Annotated in this window: 29 protein-coding genes; 1 reads left to right on the plus strand and 28 read right to left on the minus strand. The window is 50.5% G+C overall.

What is annotated here, in order from left to right:
* Positions 1–12 precede the first annotated feature (12 nt).
* The 23 genes from BJF97_RS22040 to BJF97_RS22150 all read right to left on the minus strand — a co-directional run bounded on the left by BJF97_RS22040 (position 13) and on the right by BJF97_RS22150 (position 16104).
* Entirely contained in the window at positions 13–3621 is a 3609-nt protein-coding gene (locus BJF97_RS22040) for a phage tail tape measure protein (RefSeq protein ID WP_070082988.1), read from the minus strand.
* Positions 3622–3680: 59 nt separating this feature from the next.
* Positions 3681–4022, minus strand: coding sequence for a hypothetical protein (locus tag BJF97_RS22045; protein WP_049100202.1), 342 nt, complete (start codon positions 4020–4022; stop codon positions 3681–3683).
* A 54-nt stretch (positions 4023–4076) separates the two neighbouring features.
* Complete coding sequence (locus tag BJF97_RS22050; protein ID WP_070082989.1) at positions 4077–4415, minus strand: hypothetical protein; 339 nt, start codon at positions 4413–4415, stop codon at positions 4077–4079.
* Positions 4416–4448: 33 nt separating this feature from the next.
* The gene (locus tag BJF97_RS22055; RefSeq protein ID WP_070082990.1) at positions 4449–4706 is read right to left on the minus strand and encodes a hypothetical protein; all 258 of its coding nucleotides are present in this window, start codon (positions 4704–4706) and stop codon (positions 4449–4451) included.
* Positions 4707–4708: 2 nt separating this feature from the next.
* Positions 4709–5464 (minus strand): KilA-N domain-containing protein, encoded by a 756-nt coding sequence (locus BJF97_RS22060; RefSeq protein WP_049083362.1) that lies wholly within the window; start codon positions 5462–5464, stop codon positions 4709–4711.
* Between the two features lie 186 nt (positions 5465–5650).
* The gene (locus BJF97_RS22065; RefSeq protein ID WP_016809743.1) at positions 5651–5956 is read right to left on the minus strand and encodes a phage tail assembly protein T; all 306 of its coding nucleotides are present in this window, start codon (positions 5954–5956) and stop codon (positions 5651–5653) included.
* A gap of 2 nt (positions 5957–5958) precedes the next feature.
* The gene (locus tag BJF97_RS22070; protein ID WP_070082991.1) at positions 5959–6363 is read right to left on the minus strand and encodes a phage tail assembly chaperone; all 405 of its coding nucleotides are present in this window, start codon (positions 6361–6363) and stop codon (positions 5959–5961) included.
* Positions 6364–6393: 30 nt separating this feature from the next.
* Positions 6394–7098, minus strand: coding sequence for an immunoglobulin domain-containing protein (locus BJF97_RS22075; protein WP_049083363.1), 705 nt, complete (start codon positions 7096–7098; stop codon positions 6394–6396).
* Positions 7099–7154: 56 nt separating this feature from the next.
* Entirely contained in the window at positions 7155–7502 is a 348-nt protein-coding gene (locus BJF97_RS22080; protein ID WP_042947699.1) for a DUF3168 domain-containing protein, read from the minus strand.
* Positions 7499–7948: an HK97-gp10 family putative phage morphogenesis protein gene (locus BJF97_RS22085; RefSeq protein WP_070082992.1), complete on the minus strand. Its 450-nt coding sequence runs from the start codon at positions 7946–7948 to the stop codon at positions 7499–7501. The genes BJF97_RS22080 and BJF97_RS22085 overlap by 4 nt, the downstream gene beginning before the upstream one ends.
* Positions 7945–8283 carry a phage head closure protein gene (locus BJF97_RS22090; RefSeq protein WP_048258044.1) on the minus strand — a complete coding sequence of 113 codons (339 nt, stop codon included), beginning with the start codon at positions 8281–8283 and terminating at the stop codon, positions 7945–7947. Before BJF97_RS22090 ends, BJF97_RS22085 begins: the two co-directional genes overlap by 4 nt.
* Before the next feature lie 113 nt (positions 8284–8396).
* On the minus strand, positions 8397–8627 hold the full coding sequence (locus BJF97_RS22095) for a head-tail connector protein (protein ID WP_228706691.1): 231 nt from the start codon (positions 8625–8627) through the stop codon (positions 8397–8399).
* A gap of 5 nt (positions 8628–8632) precedes the next feature.
* The gene (locus BJF97_RS22100; protein ID WP_064411111.1) at positions 8633–8887 is read right to left on the minus strand and encodes a hypothetical protein; all 255 of its coding nucleotides are present in this window, start codon (positions 8885–8887) and stop codon (positions 8633–8635) included.
* Between the two features lie 45 nt (positions 8888–8932).
* Positions 8933–10153: a phage major capsid protein gene (locus tag BJF97_RS22105; RefSeq protein WP_047934992.1), complete on the minus strand. Its 1221-nt coding sequence runs from the start codon at positions 10151–10153 to the stop codon at positions 8933–8935.
* Positions 10154–10162: 9 nt separating this feature from the next.
* Positions 10163–10870, minus strand: a complete 708-nt coding sequence (locus BJF97_RS22110; protein WP_014838140.1) for an HK97 family phage prohead protease — start codon at positions 10868–10870, stop codon at positions 10163–10165.
* Complete coding sequence (locus tag BJF97_RS22115; protein WP_064411112.1) at positions 10846–12165, minus strand: phage portal protein; 1320 nt, start codon at positions 12163–12165, stop codon at positions 10846–10848. The genes BJF97_RS22110 and BJF97_RS22115 overlap by 25 nt, the downstream gene beginning before the upstream one ends.
* 6 nt (positions 12166–12171) lie before the next feature.
* Positions 12172–13842, minus strand: coding sequence for a terminase large subunit (locus BJF97_RS22120; RefSeq protein ID WP_014838138.1), 1671 nt, complete (start codon positions 13840–13842; stop codon positions 12172–12174).
* A 19-nt stretch (positions 13843–13861) separates the two neighbouring features.
* The gene (locus BJF97_RS22125; RefSeq protein ID WP_014838137.1) at positions 13862–14326 is read right to left on the minus strand and encodes a phage terminase small subunit P27 family; all 465 of its coding nucleotides are present in this window, start codon (positions 14324–14326) and stop codon (positions 13862–13864) included.
* Positions 14327–14443: 117 nt separating this feature from the next.
* Complete coding sequence (locus BJF97_RS22130) at positions 14444–14785, minus strand: HNH endonuclease (protein ID WP_032734579.1); 342 nt, start codon at positions 14783–14785, stop codon at positions 14444–14446.
* Between the two features lie 54 nt (positions 14786–14839).
* Positions 14840–15085 (minus strand): DUF2560 family protein, encoded by a 246-nt coding sequence (locus BJF97_RS22135; protein ID WP_049106544.1) that lies wholly within the window; start codon positions 15083–15085, stop codon positions 14840–14842.
* A 64-nt stretch (positions 15086–15149) separates the two neighbouring features.
* Positions 15150–15350, minus strand: a complete 201-nt coding sequence (locus BJF97_RS22140) for a hypothetical protein (RefSeq protein WP_064392801.1) — start codon at positions 15348–15350, stop codon at positions 15150–15152.
* Between the two features lie 150 nt (positions 15351–15500).
* Entirely contained in the window at positions 15501–15686 is a 186-nt protein-coding gene (locus tag BJF97_RS22145) for a hypothetical protein (RefSeq protein WP_014228564.1), read from the minus strand.
* Between the two features lie 124 nt (positions 15687–15810).
* Complete coding sequence (locus BJF97_RS22150) at positions 15811–16104, minus strand: Acb2/Tad1 domain-containing protein (protein WP_025108059.1); 294 nt, start codon at positions 16102–16104, stop codon at positions 15811–15813.
* A gap of 137 nt (positions 16105–16241) precedes the next feature.
* Between BJF97_RS22150 and BJF97_RS22155 the strand changes: the two genes are divergently transcribed.
* The gene (locus tag BJF97_RS22155) at positions 16242–16526 is read left to right on the plus strand and encodes a hypothetical protein (RefSeq protein WP_014837907.1); all 285 of its coding nucleotides are present in this window, start codon (positions 16242–16244) and stop codon (positions 16524–16526) included.
* Between the two features lie 90 nt (positions 16527–16616).
* Here BJF97_RS22155 and BJF97_RS35165 read toward each other — a convergent pair whose 3' ends face one another.
* The 5 genes from BJF97_RS35165 to BJF97_RS22175 are packed head-to-tail and all read right to left on the minus strand — an operon-like array spanning position 16617 to position 18328.
* Positions 16617–16811 carry a hypothetical protein gene (locus BJF97_RS35165; RefSeq protein ID WP_031591487.1) on the minus strand — a complete coding sequence of 65 codons (195 nt, stop codon included), beginning with the start codon at positions 16809–16811 and terminating at the stop codon, positions 16617–16619.
* A complete protein-coding gene (locus BJF97_RS22160; protein ID WP_064404667.1) occupies positions 16762–17037 on the minus strand; it encodes a hypothetical protein in 276 nt (91 codons plus the stop codon). Before BJF97_RS22160 ends, BJF97_RS35165 begins: the two co-directional genes overlap by 50 nt.
* A gap of 7 nt (positions 17038–17044) precedes the next feature.
* Positions 17045–17671 carry a glycoside hydrolase family 19 protein gene (locus BJF97_RS22165; protein ID WP_025108061.1) on the minus strand — a complete coding sequence of 209 codons (627 nt, stop codon included), beginning with the start codon at positions 17669–17671 and terminating at the stop codon, positions 17045–17047.
* On the minus strand, positions 17671–17949 hold the full coding sequence (locus BJF97_RS22170; protein ID WP_014228560.1) for a phage holin family protein: 279 nt from the start codon (positions 17947–17949) through the stop codon (positions 17671–17673). The genes BJF97_RS22165 and BJF97_RS22170 overlap by 1 nt, the downstream gene beginning before the upstream one ends.
* Positions 17939–18328: a phage holin family protein gene (locus BJF97_RS22175; protein ID WP_004139418.1), complete on the minus strand. Its 390-nt coding sequence runs from the start codon at positions 18326–18328 to the stop codon at positions 17939–17941. The genes BJF97_RS22170 and BJF97_RS22175 overlap by 11 nt, the downstream gene beginning before the upstream one ends.
* Between the last annotated feature and the right edge of the window lie 283 nt (positions 18329–18611).

The raw sequence follows: 18611 nt of genomic DNA on the forward strand, positions 1-18611 counted from the left end.
CCTCCGGGCAGGTTATCGTGGTTTTTTGGGCTGAAGGTTGGAGTAAAGTGCTCTACCGAAGGCATTTTGAGGATTGTTTACGTCGCTCGTCAGTTCAGATTTTATCTGTTTAGCCAGGCGGCGGCCGTGGACATCCAATGTCTGCATCATTACATCATCCGGTTTACCAGTGAGGTGGTAATTGACGTTGATGTCACCAGTTGAAAGAAGTTGTCTTTCCTGCTGCTGCCTCGCAGCGTTCTGTACCGCCGGCGATTCCCGCCCTACAGCTTTAACCCCCAGCGAACCATCAGCGCCACGGGTCAGCGGCATAATTGCTTCCGGACCAGCTTCACCAAACACGCCCGCACCTTTCGCAAAGGCAAAATACTGCGGCGTGCTGTATACACCGCCGCTGTATGCGGAAAGTGAAGGCGAATCGTAGACACCACCGAGGGCATTAAAGGCAAAAGACGATCCGAAGCTTTGCAATGCAGTTCCACTACTTGCAGCTCCACTTTCCCCACCAAAAAGACTACCGAACATCCCACCAGCACCACCGCCGAACGACGCCATAATCGCTTTGGTAATTAACGCCTGTGTTGCCATCTGGATCAGCGTCTTAATCACCGTTTCACCCAGAGAGCTGAAGATATTCGACATCCCATCTTTGAACGAAGTCGCACCAGTCAGGACACTGGTCAGGTTGTTGGAAATGGAGTTCGTGGTGTTATTGAGAATCTCGCTGGTCGCTGATGCTGCCATTGAACTAAGGTCAGCAGCCTGATCGGCGTAGTTCATCAGTGAATCGCTGATCCCAGCCCGCCAGTCTGACTGCTGTTCATCGGTTTTCTTGTAGTAGTCCTCCTGAATCTGGAGCCGTTCAGTAAGCGCCGCCTGTAGCGCTTCCGTTTGCTGTTTGTACAGGTCTTCTGAAATCTGACCTTTGCTGAAATCCCGCTGCAGGTCCCGCTGCTGCTTGAGAAAATCAGTACGAATATCCGCCATTTCCTTCATGCGGTTGCGGGCCTTATCCCCCATCCCGGCACCAAGAAAATCAATATCCCCCCGATCACGCGCAGCAGCGTTGCTGTCAGCGAGCCCCTCACGGAACGTTTTTAGCTGTTCAGCAATGTTTTTCTGATCGATAAGCGCAGCATTGTGCAGAAGGGTTTCTTTTTTAGCTTGCTCAAGAGAGGCTAACTCACCCTGCGTGACCTGGTATTTTACTTTAGCCAGTTCGGTATTCTGGCTTCCCAAAGCAATTTGTTCTTCCTGCTGTTTAATAAGACGCTTGTAAACATCTTCTGTCTTCTCAGCGGCTTTTAATTCTTCGCTTTTAGGCGCTTTCCGGGCGGGTTTATTGGATTCATTATTTCTCCACTCAGCAATTCCATTATTAATTAATTCCTGCCTTCCTGTCTGGTGTTGAGGATCACTAGTCAATCCCAAATCGTCGGCGGCAAAACCAAGTCTGGCTAACTCTTTTGCCTCGCCCTTAAGTTTCGATAATGCTAAATCTCGGCGACTTTTCTCAAGAGCATTCGTTTGTTGTGATGTTAAGTCAGCCTGAGGCATCCGCATTGGAACGTTAACTAAGCCCTGCCGTTCCATTAAAAGCTGGTTTCCTAATCCAAGCAATTGGTTAAATCTACTATGCTCACCGTTCATCATTAAAAGAGATTGATAGGTTTGATTTTGTGCAGTAGAAATTCTTGTAAGTTGGTCTGCTCGCCGCCTTTCTAGGCTAACCAATACATCCTGTATGGAATTAGACTGATTTTGCATCTCGTTCAATCTTTCTTGCTCTACAGAAAGTTGAGTAGTTGAAGCAGATAATTCTTTTGTTACATCATCAATACTAGTTAAGTGGTTTATCATAAAACCACCGCTAGTTGTTGGGCCGGGATTTGCTAGAATATACTGATACCCGGAAATTTCTTCTTTTAATGATTTAATTTTACTAATTTGTTCTGATACTAATCGATTTTGCTCATTAAGTGACTTGCGTGTTTTATCTAAATTATCAGATGATTCTGGCAAGCTCATTGATGTGATATTATTTTTTACCTCTTGAATGTTTTTGGCGTATTCCTGCGCTGATCTTCTTGCTTGTTCCTGGCTTTGGTAAACTGCATACCATGCTCCAGCACCCAGCATAACTAACCCAGGTACACCACCGATCAGGCCAAGGGCGCCGCTCATTAAGCGGGTACCGACAGAGGTAACGCTGTTAAGGTTATTTTGAGCAGAAACCCGGCCAGCAATATTACGACTAAGAGCGGACTGAGCTGCAGCCAATTTTCTTTCTGCAACAGCCTGTGCATCGGCATTTTTCGCAGCCACAAGCCCGGCCTGAGCTCGCTCCAGAGCGGTTCGTGCTCGTACTTTTTCTGTAGCTGTCCCGGTGGCAAGTGCTGTAGTCAATCGCCCATGTGCCGCGGTAACCCTTGATTCTGCGGCCGCAACCCTCTCCTGTTGAGCCACCTGAATATCTGCACTTTTCGCACTTTGAAGGGCCTGCTGGGCCCGGTAAACTGCGGCGCGGGAGGCGGCAACAGAAGATTGCGCGGCTTTTTCCTGGGCTACTGCAAGAGCTACCTCAGATTTTGCGGCTGAAATAAGTGCGCCAGTAGCACTGCTTGCGCTGGTAATAATCCCGCCAAGATACCGTGCTAATCCAATCCCAACCAGACCACCTGCTGCGGTGGTAACCAGTGACATATTATCTGCTACGTCACTGAGGGCCCCGCTGACAGCGGATGATGTAAGAGAATCCAGGGTCTTTGCCAACCCATCAAGGCCACCAGAAAGTGCATCTGTCGCGCCAGTCGCCTGGTTCACCCCACCAACCCATGCCATAAAGGAGTTAGTGACTTTTTGCATTGAACCGGAAACTGTCGGCGGTAGCGAGGAAAACTCCCCCTGTAACACACCTAACTGACTGATTAAAGCTGGTACGACTTTATCTATCGTGAGTTGCCCCTGATCCGCCATTGCTTTAAGGTCTTTTCGGGCAACCCCCATACCAGCAGCCAAGGCACGGATAACACGATCCCCAGATTCGTTAACTGCATTAAACTCCTCGCCACGCAAAACACCTTGAGCAAGAGCCTGGCTAAACTGGGTAATAACAGAGCCGGCCTCTTCAGAACTAGCACCGGATAGTTTAAGTCCTGTTGATACCGCTTCGGTGATTTTGATTACTTCATCTGAGCTGTAGCCAAATTCACGCATGGATGCAGCTGCACGCGAAAATAGATTGGCGTTATCGGTAAAAGCCGTACCAGTACTTTGACTGATCGCCATTAAACGAGTCTGAGATAGAGTGAAATCGTTTGAGGAAACTGAGGCCTGTTTAAGCCTTGCGTTCACGGAGTTCCACTGGTCAGCAATTTGAACTAATTTACCAGTAGCAAATGCAGCTGCTGCTGCCGTGGCGGCCCGACCAGCAGAAGCAAATCCATCCGTTAATTCGGAAAGAGCCTTTTGGCTTTCCTTTGCTGCGACTGCGGCCTGACGACCACCATTCTGCATGGTTTTATAATAATCCTGCCCCATGCGTGAAGCGCGGGCGATCTCTGTCTGAAATGACTGAGAGTTTGCTGAGACCTTAATAATAAGTTCACGCAGGGTTGCCATTTATTTTTCTCCTGAAATAAAAAGACCTCGCTAAGGCGAGGTCTTTTTGAGGATTTAACTTATTGACAGAAAAGTTTATATTTTTCTAATGCGTTACTATCGCTATCACTTACGATGGTTACTGGCCCGTTATTTTTAAGCTTACCGCTTTCCGTTTCTATAAATACAAAGTATTCTTTTCTTCCTGTATATCCACCATAAGAATTTCTTGCATTAACATTCCCACATACGTATCCATCATTGTCGCCAACCTTGTGATAAAAAGATTCAAACTTAGCGCTATCAGGATCTTTCAGTGATTCTCTAACAACGGCTTCCCCAATAGAAATAAAATCTTTTTCAGATGGCTTGCATGCATTAATTAAAGGAATGCAAACAATCATAATTAGTATTTTCTTCATAATCCCCCCTTTGTGGTTCACAGTAGGGGATCCTAAACCGTCGCGTATGTATTGTCACTGAGAAGCCGCGAGCAAAGCGGCTTCTAAGCCTGCAAAGGGATCGCCGCTCTTGACCGCCTTGTGTTCTTGCTTCTGACCTTCCGCACCACACCATTCATGAAGCACCGTTCCATCATTAGGTTTAACAACGGCAATATCTGTTTCATGAAGAAAAATGATCCCTTCGGTGCCTTTGTTATGAACCGGACGCCATGAAACCACGCGGTGGCTTTTGATCTCCCCCTCTTGATATAGCGTTTTAGCTCCAAATGAAACAGAGCAAATTTCAATAATGGACTGCGTAAGACCACCGCGCATTGTTCTGCCTGAGTTCAGGGTGATATGTAAGAGCATTGTCATCTCCAGATGAAAGCCCACACGGGTGGGCTATTTGCCTTTCCTTTCTGCTCGTATTCTTCGGCGCTCTTCACGCTGCTCCTCGCGTTGCATATCGTCGAACACCTTCATTATCGCATTCATCATCATGAAATTAACGAAGTGGTGATTAACGCAGCCGTGAATGCGTAACTGCTCGGTGAATTCCTCCGCAGACCGCAGCGCCTCCATCATATTCTTCTCGCCTTTCATGAACTCCGAGAAGTCGCGCCCCGCTCTGGAGGCGCACTCAACGATTCGGTTATTCATGGTTATGCCGCCGCATACAGCAGCTTCATCTGCCCTTTGACAGGAAAGGCAGCCATGCAACGGGCCTCAAAGTCCTTCTGGTCAATGCTGCAACTGGCAATGTTTGTGACGGCGATCAGTTGCTGCTCGACCTTCTCCAGCGCATCCGGCTTAAGATGCTGATGAATCTTCTCCTTGCTGTTGCCGGCTGCCTGTTTAGCTGCCTGATAGACATAATCAGGAAGTGCTACACCGTAGACCCAGCGAGCGGTGATCTGACCGAACAACGCCGGACATCCGCCGACATGACCAAAATAAGGAATGCAGGACATTTTCGACAGTGCCTGGTAGAACGGGTCTTTAAACCTTTTTTCCCAGGAACTGGGTTGCTGGCAGACCATGAGGCCGACAATCTGATCTTCAGTGAGCTGAAAATTTTTACTCAGCAGCAAATTTTTAATGTGGCGGTCGCAGGCGCGGGCGAATTTGACTGACAACCAACGGGCGAACTCAACCGCCAACTCTGGATGCATCCATGTGCCGCCATAACGGCCTTTCTCAATCCTAATTAAAAGGGTAGAAATCTGCCCTTTAGAATTGAATGGTTCAATATCAAGCTCTTGCGCCAACTCGACAACGTAATCCCTTGTTGACTCCAGAATTGTCCAGTTCTTCACTCTCTTCCCGTGATGCTTTGCAGCAACTGTGGCATTAAACCAGCAATCAGAAGCAAAAGGGAATGAATGGTCATCATAATTCATGGGGACAATGTTAGACATATCGGTATTACCTTTTAGTGATGAACCTTGTCTCACAGGAATCCGGCCCACAGAAAGGCACCGACAGCCAGCCGGTATCCTCAAGGCTCATCCTGAAAGGTTCTGTGTGACGTGCGCGTGAGATGCGCGGTGAAATTTGGGTATAAAAAAGCCCCGCGTTGAAGCGAGGCTGGAGACGATTCAATTTTATTCCGATGCTGCGAGCAAAGCGGCCTCTAATCCGGCAAATGGATCGCCACTGTCGATTACCTCATCCTCTTCTGTGCTCCACTTGAGTTGAGCATCTTCGATGGTGACTTTACCGCCCTGCGCCCCGTACATCGCTGAAACCAGCTGAGCATTGAGAATATCGCCACGGATATCACCGATCGGGCTGATACGGTCGAATTCAGCCCACATTCTGAATTCACCAACCGTCATGGTTTGTCGCAGTTCGCCCAGCGTGCGGCCCATCCGGAGCGCCAGCGCCATCAGGAACTGCATGCCAGGCATTTTTACTTTGCTTTGGCATCATCCACATCACGAATGAGATCAAGCGCCTGTTTCAGCAACCGGGAATGGACAGGGCCATAAATTGCTTCAACCTGTTCGGTATCATCGACGGTGAAAACGTACTGCAGGTCGGTATCCAGCAGAATATCAATGAAGAGTGTGACATCTGCCCGCATCGTGCGGAACGCGCGTTCTGAAGGAGTCAGTTCTGGCACTTCTGGCGCTTCCTGCCCTTCCGGTAGTTTTGGTTGTTCCGGGCTGGCAATACCCTGCCAGCGAATCCAGGCTTCAGCCGATGGTTCACGAATGATAACTTTGGCGTTTTCCCACTCCGGAACGATGACTTCTTTTTTACGAAAACCCGCCATTGGGGCCAGCGCCAGCGCTTTAAGATTCTGTTTTGACATTAAGTTTATCGCCGGTTTCCCGGCGCTCCATTAACTGATGGTGACGGTGCAGTCAGCAGAGGTGATAACGGTGCCATTGGCATCTGTAACCACGCAGGAATAAACCCCGGCGTCACCTGATACTGCGCTGGACTTATTAAACGTTGCGCTGGTCTGCCCGCTGACTGTAGAAGAGCCTTTTTTCCAGACGTAGGTATAAGGCGCCGTGCCGCCCTGGACGACTACACCCATTGTCAGGGCGCTTCCTGCCGCGACCGTTTGGGATGCAGGAAGGTCTGTCGCGAAAGACAGAATGCCCGGAGCGTCGATATTGGTTGCCTTACCTTTCAGGCGCAGGGAGAACGTTGCGGCTACCACACCGTTGGTCTGAGAATCCCAGGTATGCTGACGAACTTCCGCGCGAAACTGGGACCCGTTTCCTGAAGGGAAAATAACCTTAAACCCATGGATTCCGTCGTTATCGTAAGCCGCGCGCAGGGCATCCTGTGCCGTGTTGCGGTAGAAGTTACCGGAAAGTGACATTTCAGACGGTGCCGGAAGCCCGTTGATATTTTCTGTTTCATCAGAGCATAGCGTCGTCACGTCAATATCGTTTTTCTGACCGGCGGTAAAGCTGGCCTGTTTGATAGTACAACTCAACTCAAGCCAGGTTGCCGACGCCATTTCATCAGCAGTGACCGGCACTGACGTAATCATAATTTTCGTTTTCTGGGCACGTTCAAATAGTGCTGACATTGCAGCCTCCATAAATGAAAAAACCGCCAGCGGCGGTCGGATTGGATTGGTTTTTGTCAGGCAATAACCGTTATTTCGAGGGTTGCCCGATGAAGATGGGTTGTCGTGTCGTAGCCAGGAATTTTTGTCACCTCGACAGGTGAAAGCACCTGCAGGCGTGCCAGGGCATCCAGGCGTAACGCCCGGGCTTCGTCATTCGTTTCAGCCCATACATCAACCTGAATGCGCAGTGTCGACTCTGCCTGGCCGCAGAAAACATCCCCGGCAACATCAGTCGGTATCGAGAAAATGATGTAAGGCGCGGGAACATCGGGAAGGCCGTCGCTGCCCAGCGATACTACATACGGATAAACCCGCCCGTCTGCCAGCGGCGACAGCAGGTCATAGAGATCATCTTCTGTCATTTAGCCAGCACCTCATCAATAGCCTGATTCATACGCTGCATCGCCACCTGCGCAGCCTCTTCCATGCGGGTATCAAAAGCAGGGCGAACAAACGGATGTGCTGGAGCCGTAGATGTTCCCAGCTCCACAAAGCGCCAGTAAAACGCATTCCGCTTGTTGCTGGCCTTCATGGTGTTGTCGCTGTTCCCCGTTCGCGGATTAACGCCACGAATATGCACCCCCGACGCGATTTCCCCACGGCGACGGCTTTTCTGGGTGACGACAACAACGTTTTTCTTCAGTTTTCCACTTTGCTCAGGAGCCCGATCAATCACTTCCTGCCGGAGGACTTCAGCCCCGGCCCGAGTAGAGTCCCGGAGGACTTTGTTGTTTTCGGCTTTGCTGAGGATTTGCAGGTCTCGGGCGATATCCTCTAAGCCGGAAAAATCCAGATTCACATCAATCATTTTTCGGTCCCCTGTTTGCAGAGAATTTCCAGCCGGGTACCTTTGCTATCTGGCACCGGAGGCCCGGTGACATTCAATGTCACTCCTTTGTAGGGGCCGTTCAGGACAAGAAGCCGCGATGATGCCGAAATATCTTTGCGATATCGAACCCAGACACGAACTGTAGCATCTGCCCTTTCTGCTCCTGCTGTCAGGTTCTCTCGTCCACTGATTCCCTTTACCTCTGCCCAGATAGTGGCGCCGTCAGACCACTCTTCTGTTGGCTGACCACTCGGTGTTCGCGTAGTAATAAAATTTCGGATGGTGATCCGATGCCGCATTGGTCCAATTTTCATCATCCCCTCCGGCTAAACACCCATTTGAATTCGCCAGGGATTCAGCAACCAGCGTGCGGGTCCTGGGATATCAGGACTCAGATCATCCCCGCGGTTTTCATACAACCAGCCCACTATAAGAAGAACCGCGCTCTGAATGGAGGGCGTGATGATAAGCGGACGATCGCCGGCACTTTCATTCTCAACAGCACTATCCAGAGCAGCCTGGTCAGCAAAAAGCGACGGTTAAGAAACTGCATAGCAGCATCCTCCGCAGCGGCAAGATACCCCTCCACCATCGTTTTATCGATTTCATCATCCAGCCTGAGATGTTCCATGGCTGTTTCAGTGTTGATTACCGTCATAACCATTACCCTTTGGTTTCGGGGGCGCGGTTCATTTTGTTATCAGGGACTTCACCAACTATCGTCACCAGCCCGTTACCTTTGAGCTCGGCAGCACGTAAGCGAGAGACATGAAAAGGATCATCGGCGGGCGTCCTGAAAATATCGCCATCCATAAAACGCCGGACAGGCTGAACCTGAATAGTCCCGGCATCAGTGGGTTCTGGCGCCGCATTTTTACCGTCGGATACAGACGGTTCATCCACATTTTTTCTGGCCATCACAATCTCCTCAGAAAGAGAGGGCCGCTAAGCGGCCCTGAATTGTCAGCCGCCAGAAGCGGTTACATTACCGGTGACAAATGCTTCCGGACGATAAACTGCTAACGCCAGACGCTCTTCCGCACGAATGGTGACCATGTTTTTAATAAAGTCATCTTCGTTCTCAGTGGAGAGCAGCACTTCGATATCCATGCGATCGAAGATTTGCGCAGCCATGTTGAAGGCTCCAGTCAGGAAGTTGTTCTGCGCCATAGCCTGAGTTTCCACAACAGGAAGACCCCAGATCCGTGGAACACCACCATTGACCGGCTGCGCAATGATGTAGCGGCCTTCGTTATCTTTGGTTAACTCGATGCCTGCCCAGTCAATAGGGTTCAGTACAAAACCAGACGCCGGATATTCTGCAAGAACGGCCTGCAGAACAGCCAGGCGAAGACGGTCGATCGGCGTGGCGTTGGACAGGGTAAGCGCTGGAGCAAATTCTGTTGCCTGCGGCAGAATACCGAGGATATTCGCGCCGGTGCCATCGCCGCTCAGCAACTGCTGCTCCTCTTTAAAGCGAAGACCATACTGAGCACGGCCATCGATATAACTGGCCAGACCGGGCGCATCGTCCAGGATCTGACGGGACGCTTTAAAATAATGCGCAATGGTACGAACCGGCGCACTTTTCAACTCAAACTTAATGTCTGATTTTGGCTTCAGAGCACCTTCCGCCACAGCTGCAGCATTATTGGTAAACCCCGTTTCCTGAACGAATTCAATACCGTTAGATGCGGTATTACCGGGGATAAGCAGATTACGGATGGTCAGAGTGCGTTCCGGCGGGGCGATAATGCCCTGAACACGATCGGAGACCACCAGACTGTTGGTTGTGCTCACGCCAGTGCCCGTAGTCGCCGGCACGTTCATAATATCTTTCTGTTCCAGCTTGACGCGGATGCTCTTACGGGCCGAACTGTCCATGCCTTTGAACTCTTCACTTTCGACCACCAGCTCACCGAGCGATTTTCGCTGTGCAGGTGCATCGTTCGGGCGGCGTGCACCTTTTTGCTCCAGCTCAGTGAGACGTTCTTTCAGCTCGTTCATCTGATTAATGCTTTCGTCCGTTCTTTGTTTCAGTTCCAGCGAAACGGTTTCTCCTGCCTCCATTTTTCTCTTCACGTCTTCGCCGAAGTTTTTGACCTGATCAATCACCATGGTGAGCTGGGAGGAGATTTCGCCAATACTTTGTGGCTGATCGTCAGCCGATTTTTTCTGGTACATATAAATCCCTTAGAGAATTTTTGGGAGAGAAAACTGGCTCAGTTGCTGGCGCATCGCCGCAATAGCCGCTTTGGTTTCGCCGTCTTCGCCCCCGGACTCACTCCGGTCAAGCAGATAGGACAGTCCGCGGGAGGCGACCGCGGCGGACTGACTTTTCGAGAAACCTGCCTCTCGCAGGAACTTCTCAAATTCAGGTAAGGAAGGAAGATCACCGTGTGACAGCTTCGACTTAATGACGTCAATACGCGCATCATCATTGGCCGGCACGGTAACAATGGAGATTTCAACCAGGTCGAGCTTCGTTAAGGTGCGGATCCGGGTTTTCTCATCGTAATTTGACTCACGGACGTAATAGCCAATGGAAAGGCCTGTAATGGCACGGGTTTTCATGCCCCGCCAGGCGGTTTTCGCGTAGGCCGCGTCTTCAAGCCACAGGGCCCCTTCACCAAAAAGCCCATGTTTATCTTCTTTCAGGGTCGAGATGTCCCAGTTCCCGATGGGTTCGCCGGTGCGATGCTGCCAGAGAACCGGGAACGTTCTCCCCTTCGCCCGTGTTTCCTCGATGCTTTCGAGGAACGCACCCGGCGCCACGACTTCGTTGTAGCTATCCACCACATCGAAGACAGAACCGTACCCAGAAAAAAGGCCGTCATCGTTGACGGCCTTAATGTCGAAGTCGAATGCCTTTACTTTCATGGCTGCGTTTTTCCGGTACATTCCGGCGTCTCCTCTGATTTAATGCCAAGCCATTCCCGCAATGCGTTTTTGGCCGATTCACTGTCGCCGGACTTGCCAAGCTGATCTATCGGCAGCAGGTTGGATTGAACGGTTAGTTGGTCAGCGCCAGGTTTTGGCTGAAGGTTTTCTTTTTGCCGTGCTTCATTGCGGGTCATCAGACCGTTCTGGGTCATCGTTGAGTAAAAAGCGGCACGGGCGGCGCTGTCGGCACGTAAGAGACCTTCGATGGAAAACTCCGCGAAGTACTTATTTCTTTCTCCCGGAGCCAGGAGACTTTTACGAATCGCCTGCTCAATACGGGTCAGCCATGGACGAAGTGAAAACGTTAAAAAGCCAATCAGCATCTGTTCGACGCCACTTCCCCACATCGTCTGCCCCTGGGCGCTGTGTCCAATCAATCCCGGCCATACTCTGAACCACCGACAAATCTCTTCGATATTGAATGCTCTGGACTGCAGCATCTGGGCGTCTTCCGGGTTGAGGTCAACAGGATGAAACTTCATTCCCGCCTCAAGAACCATCATTTTCCCGGTATTCATGGATCCAGAAAATTGTTCGACCATGCTTTCACGTACTTCATTGCGCTGCTCTTTTTTCAGGATCTGATCCATTGAGAGAACGCCGCTGGGCCGCATACCGTTTTTAAAAACTTTGGCGCTGGCTTCATCTGTTGCCATTGCCAGACCAAGTGTCTGTCGGGCATAACTGACAGGTGACAGGCCCATGACACCATTGGTGCTGAACGCACGGATGTGCATGATGTCCCGTTCATCAATGTTTCGGGATGTACCTGAAGGCCAGTCACGGTAGGTATAAATTGGATCTCCGCTCTTGCTTAAATCAACCTTCATCCTTTCTGGCCTGAGCGGTACAAGCGAGGTAATACGCTTCCCGGTACGGTCGATTTCCGCGTAAGCATTCCCCCATAAAAGAAGGCTGGCCATGATCATTTCCCAGAACTCCACAGCGGTCATGTCAGCATTCGGCTGATTATGTAGGAGCTCATAAAGCGGGTGATCATTTGCACTCTGGCGACCATCAGCTGTTTTTTCGTAAAAACCAACAGGCAACGTCGCGATGGTTTCGGATAACAGCCTTACGCATGACCACACTGCCGATAACTGCAGGGCTTTATCAACCGTAACGGATTTGCCTGCTGCGGACTGCCCACCAGCATAAGCAGCCCAGAATTCACCGTCTGTAAGTGAGATGGGTACGCCGAGCCACCGGCGAACGGCGCTTTTTATCCGGCCTGGCTTCTTATCTTTATTCATGGTGACTCACACAATGATGGGATTACTGAAAAAGTCGTCGATATCGCCAGAATCATCCTCATAGCCTTCGGAGGCACCGATTGCCATAGCGCCCGCTACAATGCCGTCGATACGCCCGGTACTTTTTTTCTTGGCAAAAATTCGGTTTTCTTTCTGATCAGCCTCCGTCACTGCTGAAGCCGCATTCCAGCGAAGACAAGGGTTCGTCCTGATGATAATGACGCTGTCATCAAGCAACTCTTCAAACAATTCGATGGAGTGAGGCATCCACAGCCCGGAATCTTTCGCTTTGTAATACCCTTGCCCATGAGGGATTAAGGGAACAGAAACAGATGCTTCCTCAAGCTCCGGCTCAAGATATTTAATGCGATACTGGTCGAAGGCGATGGCCTTGATATCAAACTTCTGAGTCAGATCTGCAATGCGCTGGGCAACAAAGCCGTATTTCACTGCTTTGCCAGGTGTGGTGTGGATGTGACCATCTCGCTCCCAGGCGTCATAAGGTACCCGGTCCGTTTTGGCCCGTTCCAGTAACGTATCTTTCGGGGTCCAGAACTCCACCAGCAACTTACGTTGTTTTGGAAAAAACAACGCCAGTGCCGTCAAATCACGCGATCCGGACAGGTCTAAACCGCCATAGCATTCCTCACCTTCCAGTTCATCTGGATCAAAGCTCTCCTCACAACCCATCCAGACATCACTGCTCATCCACGGATTAGCCGCGTCAACCCACTGACAGAAGTTAAGACGTCTGACGATGCTCTCTTTCGAAGGCATCCCGCGGGCCTGAGTCACCTGCTCACGAAGATAGCTTTCTTCAAAGGTGTGACCCAGCGAAGGGTTAGCTTTTTTCCAGCAGGACTCATCCTTGAAAGGATCGTCTCCTTCATCCAGAGAACAAATGAAGGCAAAAAAGCTGTCATCTTCTATCGAACCGGCAGAAACCTTTCGGCCGTATTCGTGATAGTCATAGCAGACGCTCGTTTTATCGTGCCCACTGTTGGTGATCATGAAAATCAGCGCCTGCCGACGACCTTTGGTACCGGCACGCATCATTTCAACAACCTGATTGCTTTTATGCTCGTGAACTTCATCAATAAGAGCACAATGCGGTCGCGGGCCGGACTGTCCGTCATCTGAACTGATTGGACGAAAGAAGGAACCAGACTGAAGAAAAGCCAGGTTCCATTCCTTCCCGGCACCACCTGATTTCTGAATACGTGCGGAAAGAGCTGGAGACTGATCGACCATCGCCACCGCATCACGGAAAAGGACCATTGCCTGGTCTTTCTTCGTGGCAGCGGCATAAACTTCAGCGCGTGCTTCTTTATCCGCAGTGAGACAGTAAAGCCCTATACCCGCAGACAGAGGGGATTTACCGGATCCCTTCCCGGACTCCACATAGACCATTCGGAACCGGCGAAAACCTCTGGCGTTTTTCCAGCCAAAAATCGAACCGACGATGAAGCACTGCCATGGCAGCAACACGAAAGGCTCGCCTTCGAAATCACCACCATTGAGCTTCAGAACTTTCGCAAAATAGTCAATCGAGCGTTGCGCCGCCTCAACATCCCAGTGCAGACCACGGGCATGACATGACTGCAGATCGTTAAGGTGGCGCTGGCATGAGTTACGTATGTCAGGACCAGCCAGTTCTTTGCCCGAGGTTACATCCATCGCATATTGGGTTGCAGGATCAACCGAAGAACTTGTCGAGCGTGTCCTCTTCGGGGTCTTCGCCATTCACTTTCACCTTCGTCCTTGCCGCTGGCGTCAGACCGAATTCAACCAGGTAACTTTTAAAACGGCGGTCGGCATCGGCCAACATCGAAACGGCCGGGTTAGCTTTGATAAGAAAACCACCCTCGGTCTGGACGGTATAGGTTCTTCCCTCTACTGCGATGGTGTCGCGCAACTGAAGAATATCAGCGTAAATATCGCATAGCCGTTCAAGGGCTAAGGTGTCGGCAACCGTTAAAACCCCCATCCCGTCAAGGAGAACAGTCAACCTTCCCCAGGCAACCTTTCCCCAGTCGGTCAGGTGCGCCGGCGGGCTTGGAATTTCTCGCGCCGGAGTCGGTTCTTTATCGTTGAGTTTACGTTTGCCCGGGTTGCCTGAGACCACTTTGAGGTGGGTCGGTTTCGGGCGTCGTCCTGCCATCGGAACCTCCCGGAAAAAAACTTTTCATTTCGCGGTTGTGCACAAAAAGGATGGGCGGCGGTCATTTCGGGTCAGACTTCTGAACTTTTGACCCGCCCCTCCCCTATGGAATTGACGTCATCTGAACCAGTGAGAATTTGGATCAAGCGGAATACCGTTTTCATCGCAGCCGATAACGGTGCCGCGCTTCTCCATTCGCTGCTTCGTTGAGTCATGGTGCTGCTTACACAGCCCTTGCCAGTTCTTCCGGCTCCAGAAAAGCTTTTGCGCTTTCGCTATTGCCTGGCTGTCACCAGAACGCAGAGCCTCTTTCAGTTTGTGCGGGATGATGTGGTCAACCACCGTGGCCGCTGTCACCCTGCCTTGCTCGTGGCACATGACGCATAAGGGGTGCGCACGAAGGAATAGAAGACGCTCACGGTCCCATTTGCTGCCATATATGCGCGGTTCTTTATTCATGTTTTCGTTCCTAGAGCATTATCACAGGCACTCAGTGAATGCCTGCTGTAATGCCTAGCTGGACTGCTCAGCGCTCGTATCGAAGAGCGGCAGCGCTTCAGTTGCTTCCTGTACTGCTTTCATCGTCTTTGCTACCACTTCGGTTTCTGTCGTGACGCGGCTGTATTGCTGGATGAATAACTGGTACTTAAGCGGACTATCCTGAACAAACTCTACAGCGACTTTTGCGGCGGCAGTGTCATAGTTCAGGGTGGATAGCAGGTTCAGGCGAATCTGCTGGGCGTCGGTGATTTCGACCATGTCTTACCTCTAAGCGATGTGGGGAGCATTATCGAAGCCCTTCGCTGAAGAGCTTCCGTAATGCCTACTGTCGTTCCAGGTGTTCGTAACGTGAAATGGTCTTGCCGTTTGCGTTCATCACGTAGGCCACTTCTCCCTGCTTCAGGAATACGTTCTGGTCCATTCCCGATACGGCAATACTCTGCTGGTTGGGGTTGAAACCAACGCTCAGTCCACAATGAATTTCTTCGCCGCCACTAGGCGACATCACTTTTACTGTTAACATGCTTCTTCTCCTACTTCTGGCAATAAAAAAGGCCGCCATTGGCGACCTGGGTTCAAATTATGTGTTTCAGGGCATATGACACGAGTAACCGCAGTAATAGCCACCGTTGGATTGCGGGTTGACTTTCTGCATATTCTCTGCAACCTACATTTAAGTATAGATCGAACCAGCAGTCCCGATTATCGCAGCAAGCAGAAAGAAGGTGACGGCAGTTCTACGCATTTGCACGCCATAAAATGACAGAGCCAACCCGACGAAAGCAACAATTAAAACTGTCCACATATCCAGTAAGAGGAAGAGATATCCCTCGAAAGCACTGTCAATCAGTACGTCCACATCGCGCATTCCTTTTAATAGATAAACTCCGCTGAAATACTATCACGATAGCGTTAGCAGACTATCTGCTAATCATCAAGCATCGACTGACTTATTTTCGGTGGATTTCTTTTCGCAAGTTGTGTTAGCAATCAGCGTCAGGGCGAGCCACCGCGCGGCATGCCCACATACAGGCTTCCTGCATTTTGGTGCGAGCGATTGCCAGACAGCGCAAAGCTTCATCAATCTCCCGAGCCTGCTCAGCGCTTAACATTGCCGGGCCATTACGGACAGCCAACAATTCACCTCGATCGGTATCAAGCAAACTACAGAAGTGGCGGCTGACGCCTTTAAGGCGGTTCATTCGCTCAATGTCGCCAGCGGTTAATGTGCGGTAGCCTTTTACAGTGCTGCCGTCCTGCGGTTTTGCTTCACTCATTGGTTTTTCTCTTTGGTTGGATATGGAAATTTACCCGCTATTGCGAGGCATCACGATTAAAGTCTGCTACAGGGTGGCGGACAACATTTCTCCTCTATACTGTTAAATCGCCTAACTCAACAGAACAGGGAGAAAATATGATCGATCATTACTACGTAACTCACGCTCAAATCCTGGCGCTGAGAAACGTTGTTGCTTTTATCGTGCAAACGATGCCCGAAGAACAAAAAGAAAATGTCCTTCAGGTTTTGAGAAAATTTGCTGAAATAGAATTAATGGATGGTATCGACGCGCCGCCTACGAGTGATATCACCCCGAAAACAGTTGAGAAGTTAAATAAAGCCTACAAGGCTATCTTCAATGACATTATCGATCTTTCAACTCCTGGCAGGGAATCTGCTTCAGCACGCTACCTGCAATAGTTCTCGACCTTATCTCCATGATGGCCAGAACCTTCTTGTCTGGCCCTTTCTCAAGTTTGCTCAGCCGAAATTCAATATTCTTTGTCTTGGTCATCGTGTAACCCTGTCTGTTGATTGCGGGCAGTTGGCCTGCACGGATTTGTTGTGCGCCAGAATGTCGCGCTTCGTCTGTTTATCCATCACGTCTATGTCGTGGTCAGTCAGGTAGATGATCCGCACCCAGTTGCAGGCGGTATCAACCACCACCGGGGCGGGTAAAGTTTTCGCGCAGCTCGCGATCAACATCGTCATCAGGCATACGCTTAACGCTCTCTTCAACATCGCTGGCCCCTTTCGTTGCATCAGCCCGCCGTTCTACCGCGGCGACGGTAGCAGCGGCGTTCTCTTCGGCTCGCTGCTGATCGGCTTTGGCTTCTGCCTTGTTGGTCCCACGCGCATGGCCTAACCCAAATGCGCCAGCGACAATGGCCAGCAACGCAGTTGCCAGACCAATAATCATTTCAATGCCCATGAGGACCTCATACCAGAACAGATTTAGCTTTCAGGAAGCGGGCGCGTCGGTCATCAATGCCGTTCTGCCCTCCGTTGATAATCTGGGTCACGCGCACTAAATCTCCGTGGTATTTCAAACATCCGTTTGAGGTGTAAAACCAGGCTGCGCTGCGGGCCGCATTAATATCTTTCTCCAACAACTCAGGGTTGCTGACTAAATCCAGTTTCAGTGCATTACCGCACTTCATATAATTTTCGAGGAAGGTGATCCCGATAATTCCACGCCCTCGGTATTTCCAGCCATCGCCCGCAGCCTTATTGCCAAAACGATTGTTGTAGACGAGATTAGCGATCGCTCGTTGACGTTCGAGCGGTAAAACCTTTTCGTAAGTTTTACGCCCCAGGGTGTTCGCCTGGTCCTGCGTGATGCGCTTTGCCTTCACAAAACCAGCCAGGCCGGCAACGCTATAGTTAAAACTTTCGACCATCTGGGTAAATGATGTGCTTTCGTGTCCACACTGCGCTATGAACATCGCTCGATCGAGTGGACTAGTAATGCTGAATTCGTTCATTGCAGTATCAATGTGCGGAAACCAGCGCGCAGCTAACCCGGCGCTAATACCAGCCGCCCTTTGAAATTGTGATTGGTTCATCAGTGCCTCAGTGCATCAACCAGTCGCGCCACATTCCCCCTGAACCAGAGAACCGCGCCGCAGATAAGAATGTTAGCCAGCACCACCAGCCAGTGGGATGACTCGTACAGGCCAAACAGGAAACGGAAAGGGATACTGGCATAAACCAGCACCATGAGATAAGCCAGAACGGATATGCCCGGACGGTGTCTCGCACTACCTCGTTGGTAGAACATCAATGCCAGCACAATGACGGCGCAAATGACTGCATTAGCCAGCGCTGAAGGATCATTTACCACTTGAACCTCCTCCCCGGAACCGGGTCAGCATATTGAACAAGCTATTTAGATCCTGGCTGTTGAGAAACGTCAGAACTTTGATGATAAGCGCTGATATTAATACGGCTCCCAACGCATCAAGCGGACGGTCGCTGTAGCCAGTCCAGCTTGAAAGCTTGGAACCCACCAGACCGGCGCCCAGAACACCAACAATGAATGACGTCATAAAGTATGCCACCAGCTTACCGCGCGATATGTTAGCTGCCGTGGCCACGTAAAAAACCGCCCCGGCGAACGCACCAAATACCACGCCGTAATCTATTCCGGTAGCCAGACCGAACATGCTAGCCCCCATCAGGCCGCCGGCCGCAACTGAAGTACCAGAGACAGGATCGGACATTTAGCCCCCTCTATTGCTGTGGATCCTCTCAGAACGAGGGGAAAATAGGATGGCCGCCAGGTGACAGCCACCAAAAATCACTGTAAAAATATCAGGATTCACCACCCTCTCAGACGGATTTATTCTTCTTGTTCAGTCTCGTCCGCGTACGAAGCCAAGGATGTATCCAAGACCAAAACAAGAAAAACCGAATCCACCAGGGTAATACTGAATAAATAAAATCAGGCATAGGGAATCTCATGGAAATTATTTCAGTAATCGGAGTGATACTGACACTGCTAGG

The organism is Klebsiella sp. LTGPAF-6F (assembly GCF_001753185.1).
Classification (GTDB): domain Bacteria; phylum Pseudomonadota; class Gammaproteobacteria; order Enterobacterales; family Enterobacteriaceae; genus Klebsiella; species Klebsiella michiganensis.

Excerpts from the sequence above, each read along its gene's own strand:
- BJF97_RS22055 (WP_070082990.1), bottom strand. The coding sequence starts at position 4,706 with ATGAATAACCGAATCGTTGAGTGCGCCTCCAGAGCGGGGCGCGACTTC.
- BJF97_RS22130 (WP_032734579.1), bottom strand. The coding sequence starts at position 14,785 with ATGAATAAAGAACCGCGCATATATGGCAGCAAATGGGACCGTGAGCGT.
- BJF97_RS35165 (WP_031591487.1), bottom strand. The coding sequence starts at position 16,811 with ATGTTGATCGCGAGCTGCGCGAAAACTTTACCCGCCCCGGTGGTGGTT.
- BJF97_RS22090 (WP_048258044.1), bottom strand. The coding sequence starts at position 8,283 with ATGAAAATTGGACCAATGCGGCATCGGATCACCATCCGAAATTTTATT.
- BJF97_RS22045 (WP_049100202.1), bottom strand. The coding sequence starts at position 4,022 with ATGAAGAAAATACTAATTATGATTGTTTGCATTCCTTTAATTAATGCA.
- BJF97_RS22085 (WP_070082992.1), bottom strand. The coding sequence starts at position 7,948 with ATGATTGATGTGAATCTGGATTTTTCCGGCTTAGAGGATATCGCCCGA.
- BJF97_RS22100 (WP_064411111.1), bottom strand. The coding sequence starts at position 8,887 with ATGGCCAGAAAAAATGTGGATGAACCGTCTGTATCCGACGGTAAAAAT.
- BJF97_RS22065 (WP_016809743.1), bottom strand. The coding sequence starts at position 5,956 with ATGCCTGGCATGCAGTTCCTGATGGCGCTGGCGCTCCGGATGGGCCGC.
- BJF97_RS22140 (WP_064392801.1), bottom strand. The coding sequence starts at position 15,350 with ATGTTAACAGTAAAAGTGATGTCGCCTAGTGGCGGCGAAGAAATTCAT.
- BJF97_RS22095 (WP_228706691.1), bottom strand. The coding sequence starts at position 8,627 with ATGACGGTAATCAACACTGAAACAGCCATGGAACATCTCAGGCTGGAT.
- BJF97_RS22040 (WP_070082988.1), bottom strand. The coding sequence starts at position 3,621 with ATGGCAACCCTGCGTGAACTTATTATTAAGGTCTCAGCAAACTCTCAG.
- BJF97_RS22175 (WP_004139418.1), bottom strand. The coding sequence starts at position 18,328 with ATGTCCGATCCTGTCTCTGGTACTTCAGTTGCGGCCGGCGGCCTGATG.
- BJF97_RS22165 (WP_025108061.1), bottom strand. The coding sequence starts at position 17,671 with ATGAACCAATCACAATTTCAAAGGGCGGCTGGTATTAGCGCCGGGTTA.
- BJF97_RS22060 (WP_049083362.1), bottom strand. The coding sequence starts at position 5,464 with ATGTCTAACATTGTCCCCATGAATTATGATGACCATTCATTCCCTTTT.
- BJF97_RS22050 (WP_070082989.1), bottom strand. The coding sequence starts at position 4,415 with ATGCTCTTACATATCACCCTGAACTCAGGCAGAACAATGCGCGGTGGT.
- BJF97_RS22080 (WP_042947699.1), bottom strand. The coding sequence starts at position 7,502 with ATGACAGAAGATGATCTCTATGACCTGCTGTCGCCGCTGGCAGACGGG.
- BJF97_RS22110 (WP_014838140.1), bottom strand. The coding sequence starts at position 10,870 with ATGTACCGGAAAAACGCAGCCATGAAAGTAAAGGCATTCGACTTCGAC.
- BJF97_RS22160 (WP_064404667.1), bottom strand. The coding sequence starts at position 17,037 with ATGGGCATTGAAATGATTATTGGTCTGGCAACTGCGTTGCTGGCCATT.
- BJF97_RS22150 (WP_025108059.1), bottom strand. The coding sequence starts at position 16,104 with ATGAGTGAAGCAAAACCGCAGGACGGCAGCACTGTAAAAGGCTACCGC.
- BJF97_RS22135 (WP_049106544.1), bottom strand. The coding sequence starts at position 15,085 with ATGGTCGAAATCACCGACGCCCAGCAGATTCGCCTGAACCTGCTATCC.
- BJF97_RS22075 (WP_049083363.1), bottom strand. The coding sequence starts at position 7,098 with ATGTCAGCACTATTTGAACGTGCCCAGAAAACGAAAATTATGATTACG.
- BJF97_RS22115 (WP_064411112.1), bottom strand. The coding sequence starts at position 12,165 with ATGAATAAAGATAAGAAGCCAGGCCGGATAAAAAGCGCCGTTCGCCGG.
- BJF97_RS22155 (WP_014837907.1), top strand. The coding sequence starts at position 16,242 with ATGATCGATCATTACTACGTAACTCACGCTCAAATCCTGGCGCTGAGA.
- BJF97_RS22070 (WP_070082991.1), bottom strand. The coding sequence starts at position 6,363 with ATGTCAAAACAGAATCTTAAAGCGCTGGCGCTGGCCCCAATGGCGGGT.
- BJF97_RS22125 (WP_014838137.1), bottom strand. The coding sequence starts at position 14,326 with ATGGCAGGACGACGCCCGAAACCGACCCACCTCAAAGTGGTCTCAGGC.
- BJF97_RS22120 (WP_014838138.1), bottom strand. The coding sequence starts at position 13,842 with ATGGATGTAACCTCGGGCAAAGAACTGGCTGGTCCTGACATACGTAAC.
- BJF97_RS22105 (WP_047934992.1), bottom strand. The coding sequence starts at position 10,153 with ATGTACCAGAAAAAATCGGCTGACGATCAGCCACAAAGTATTGGCGAA.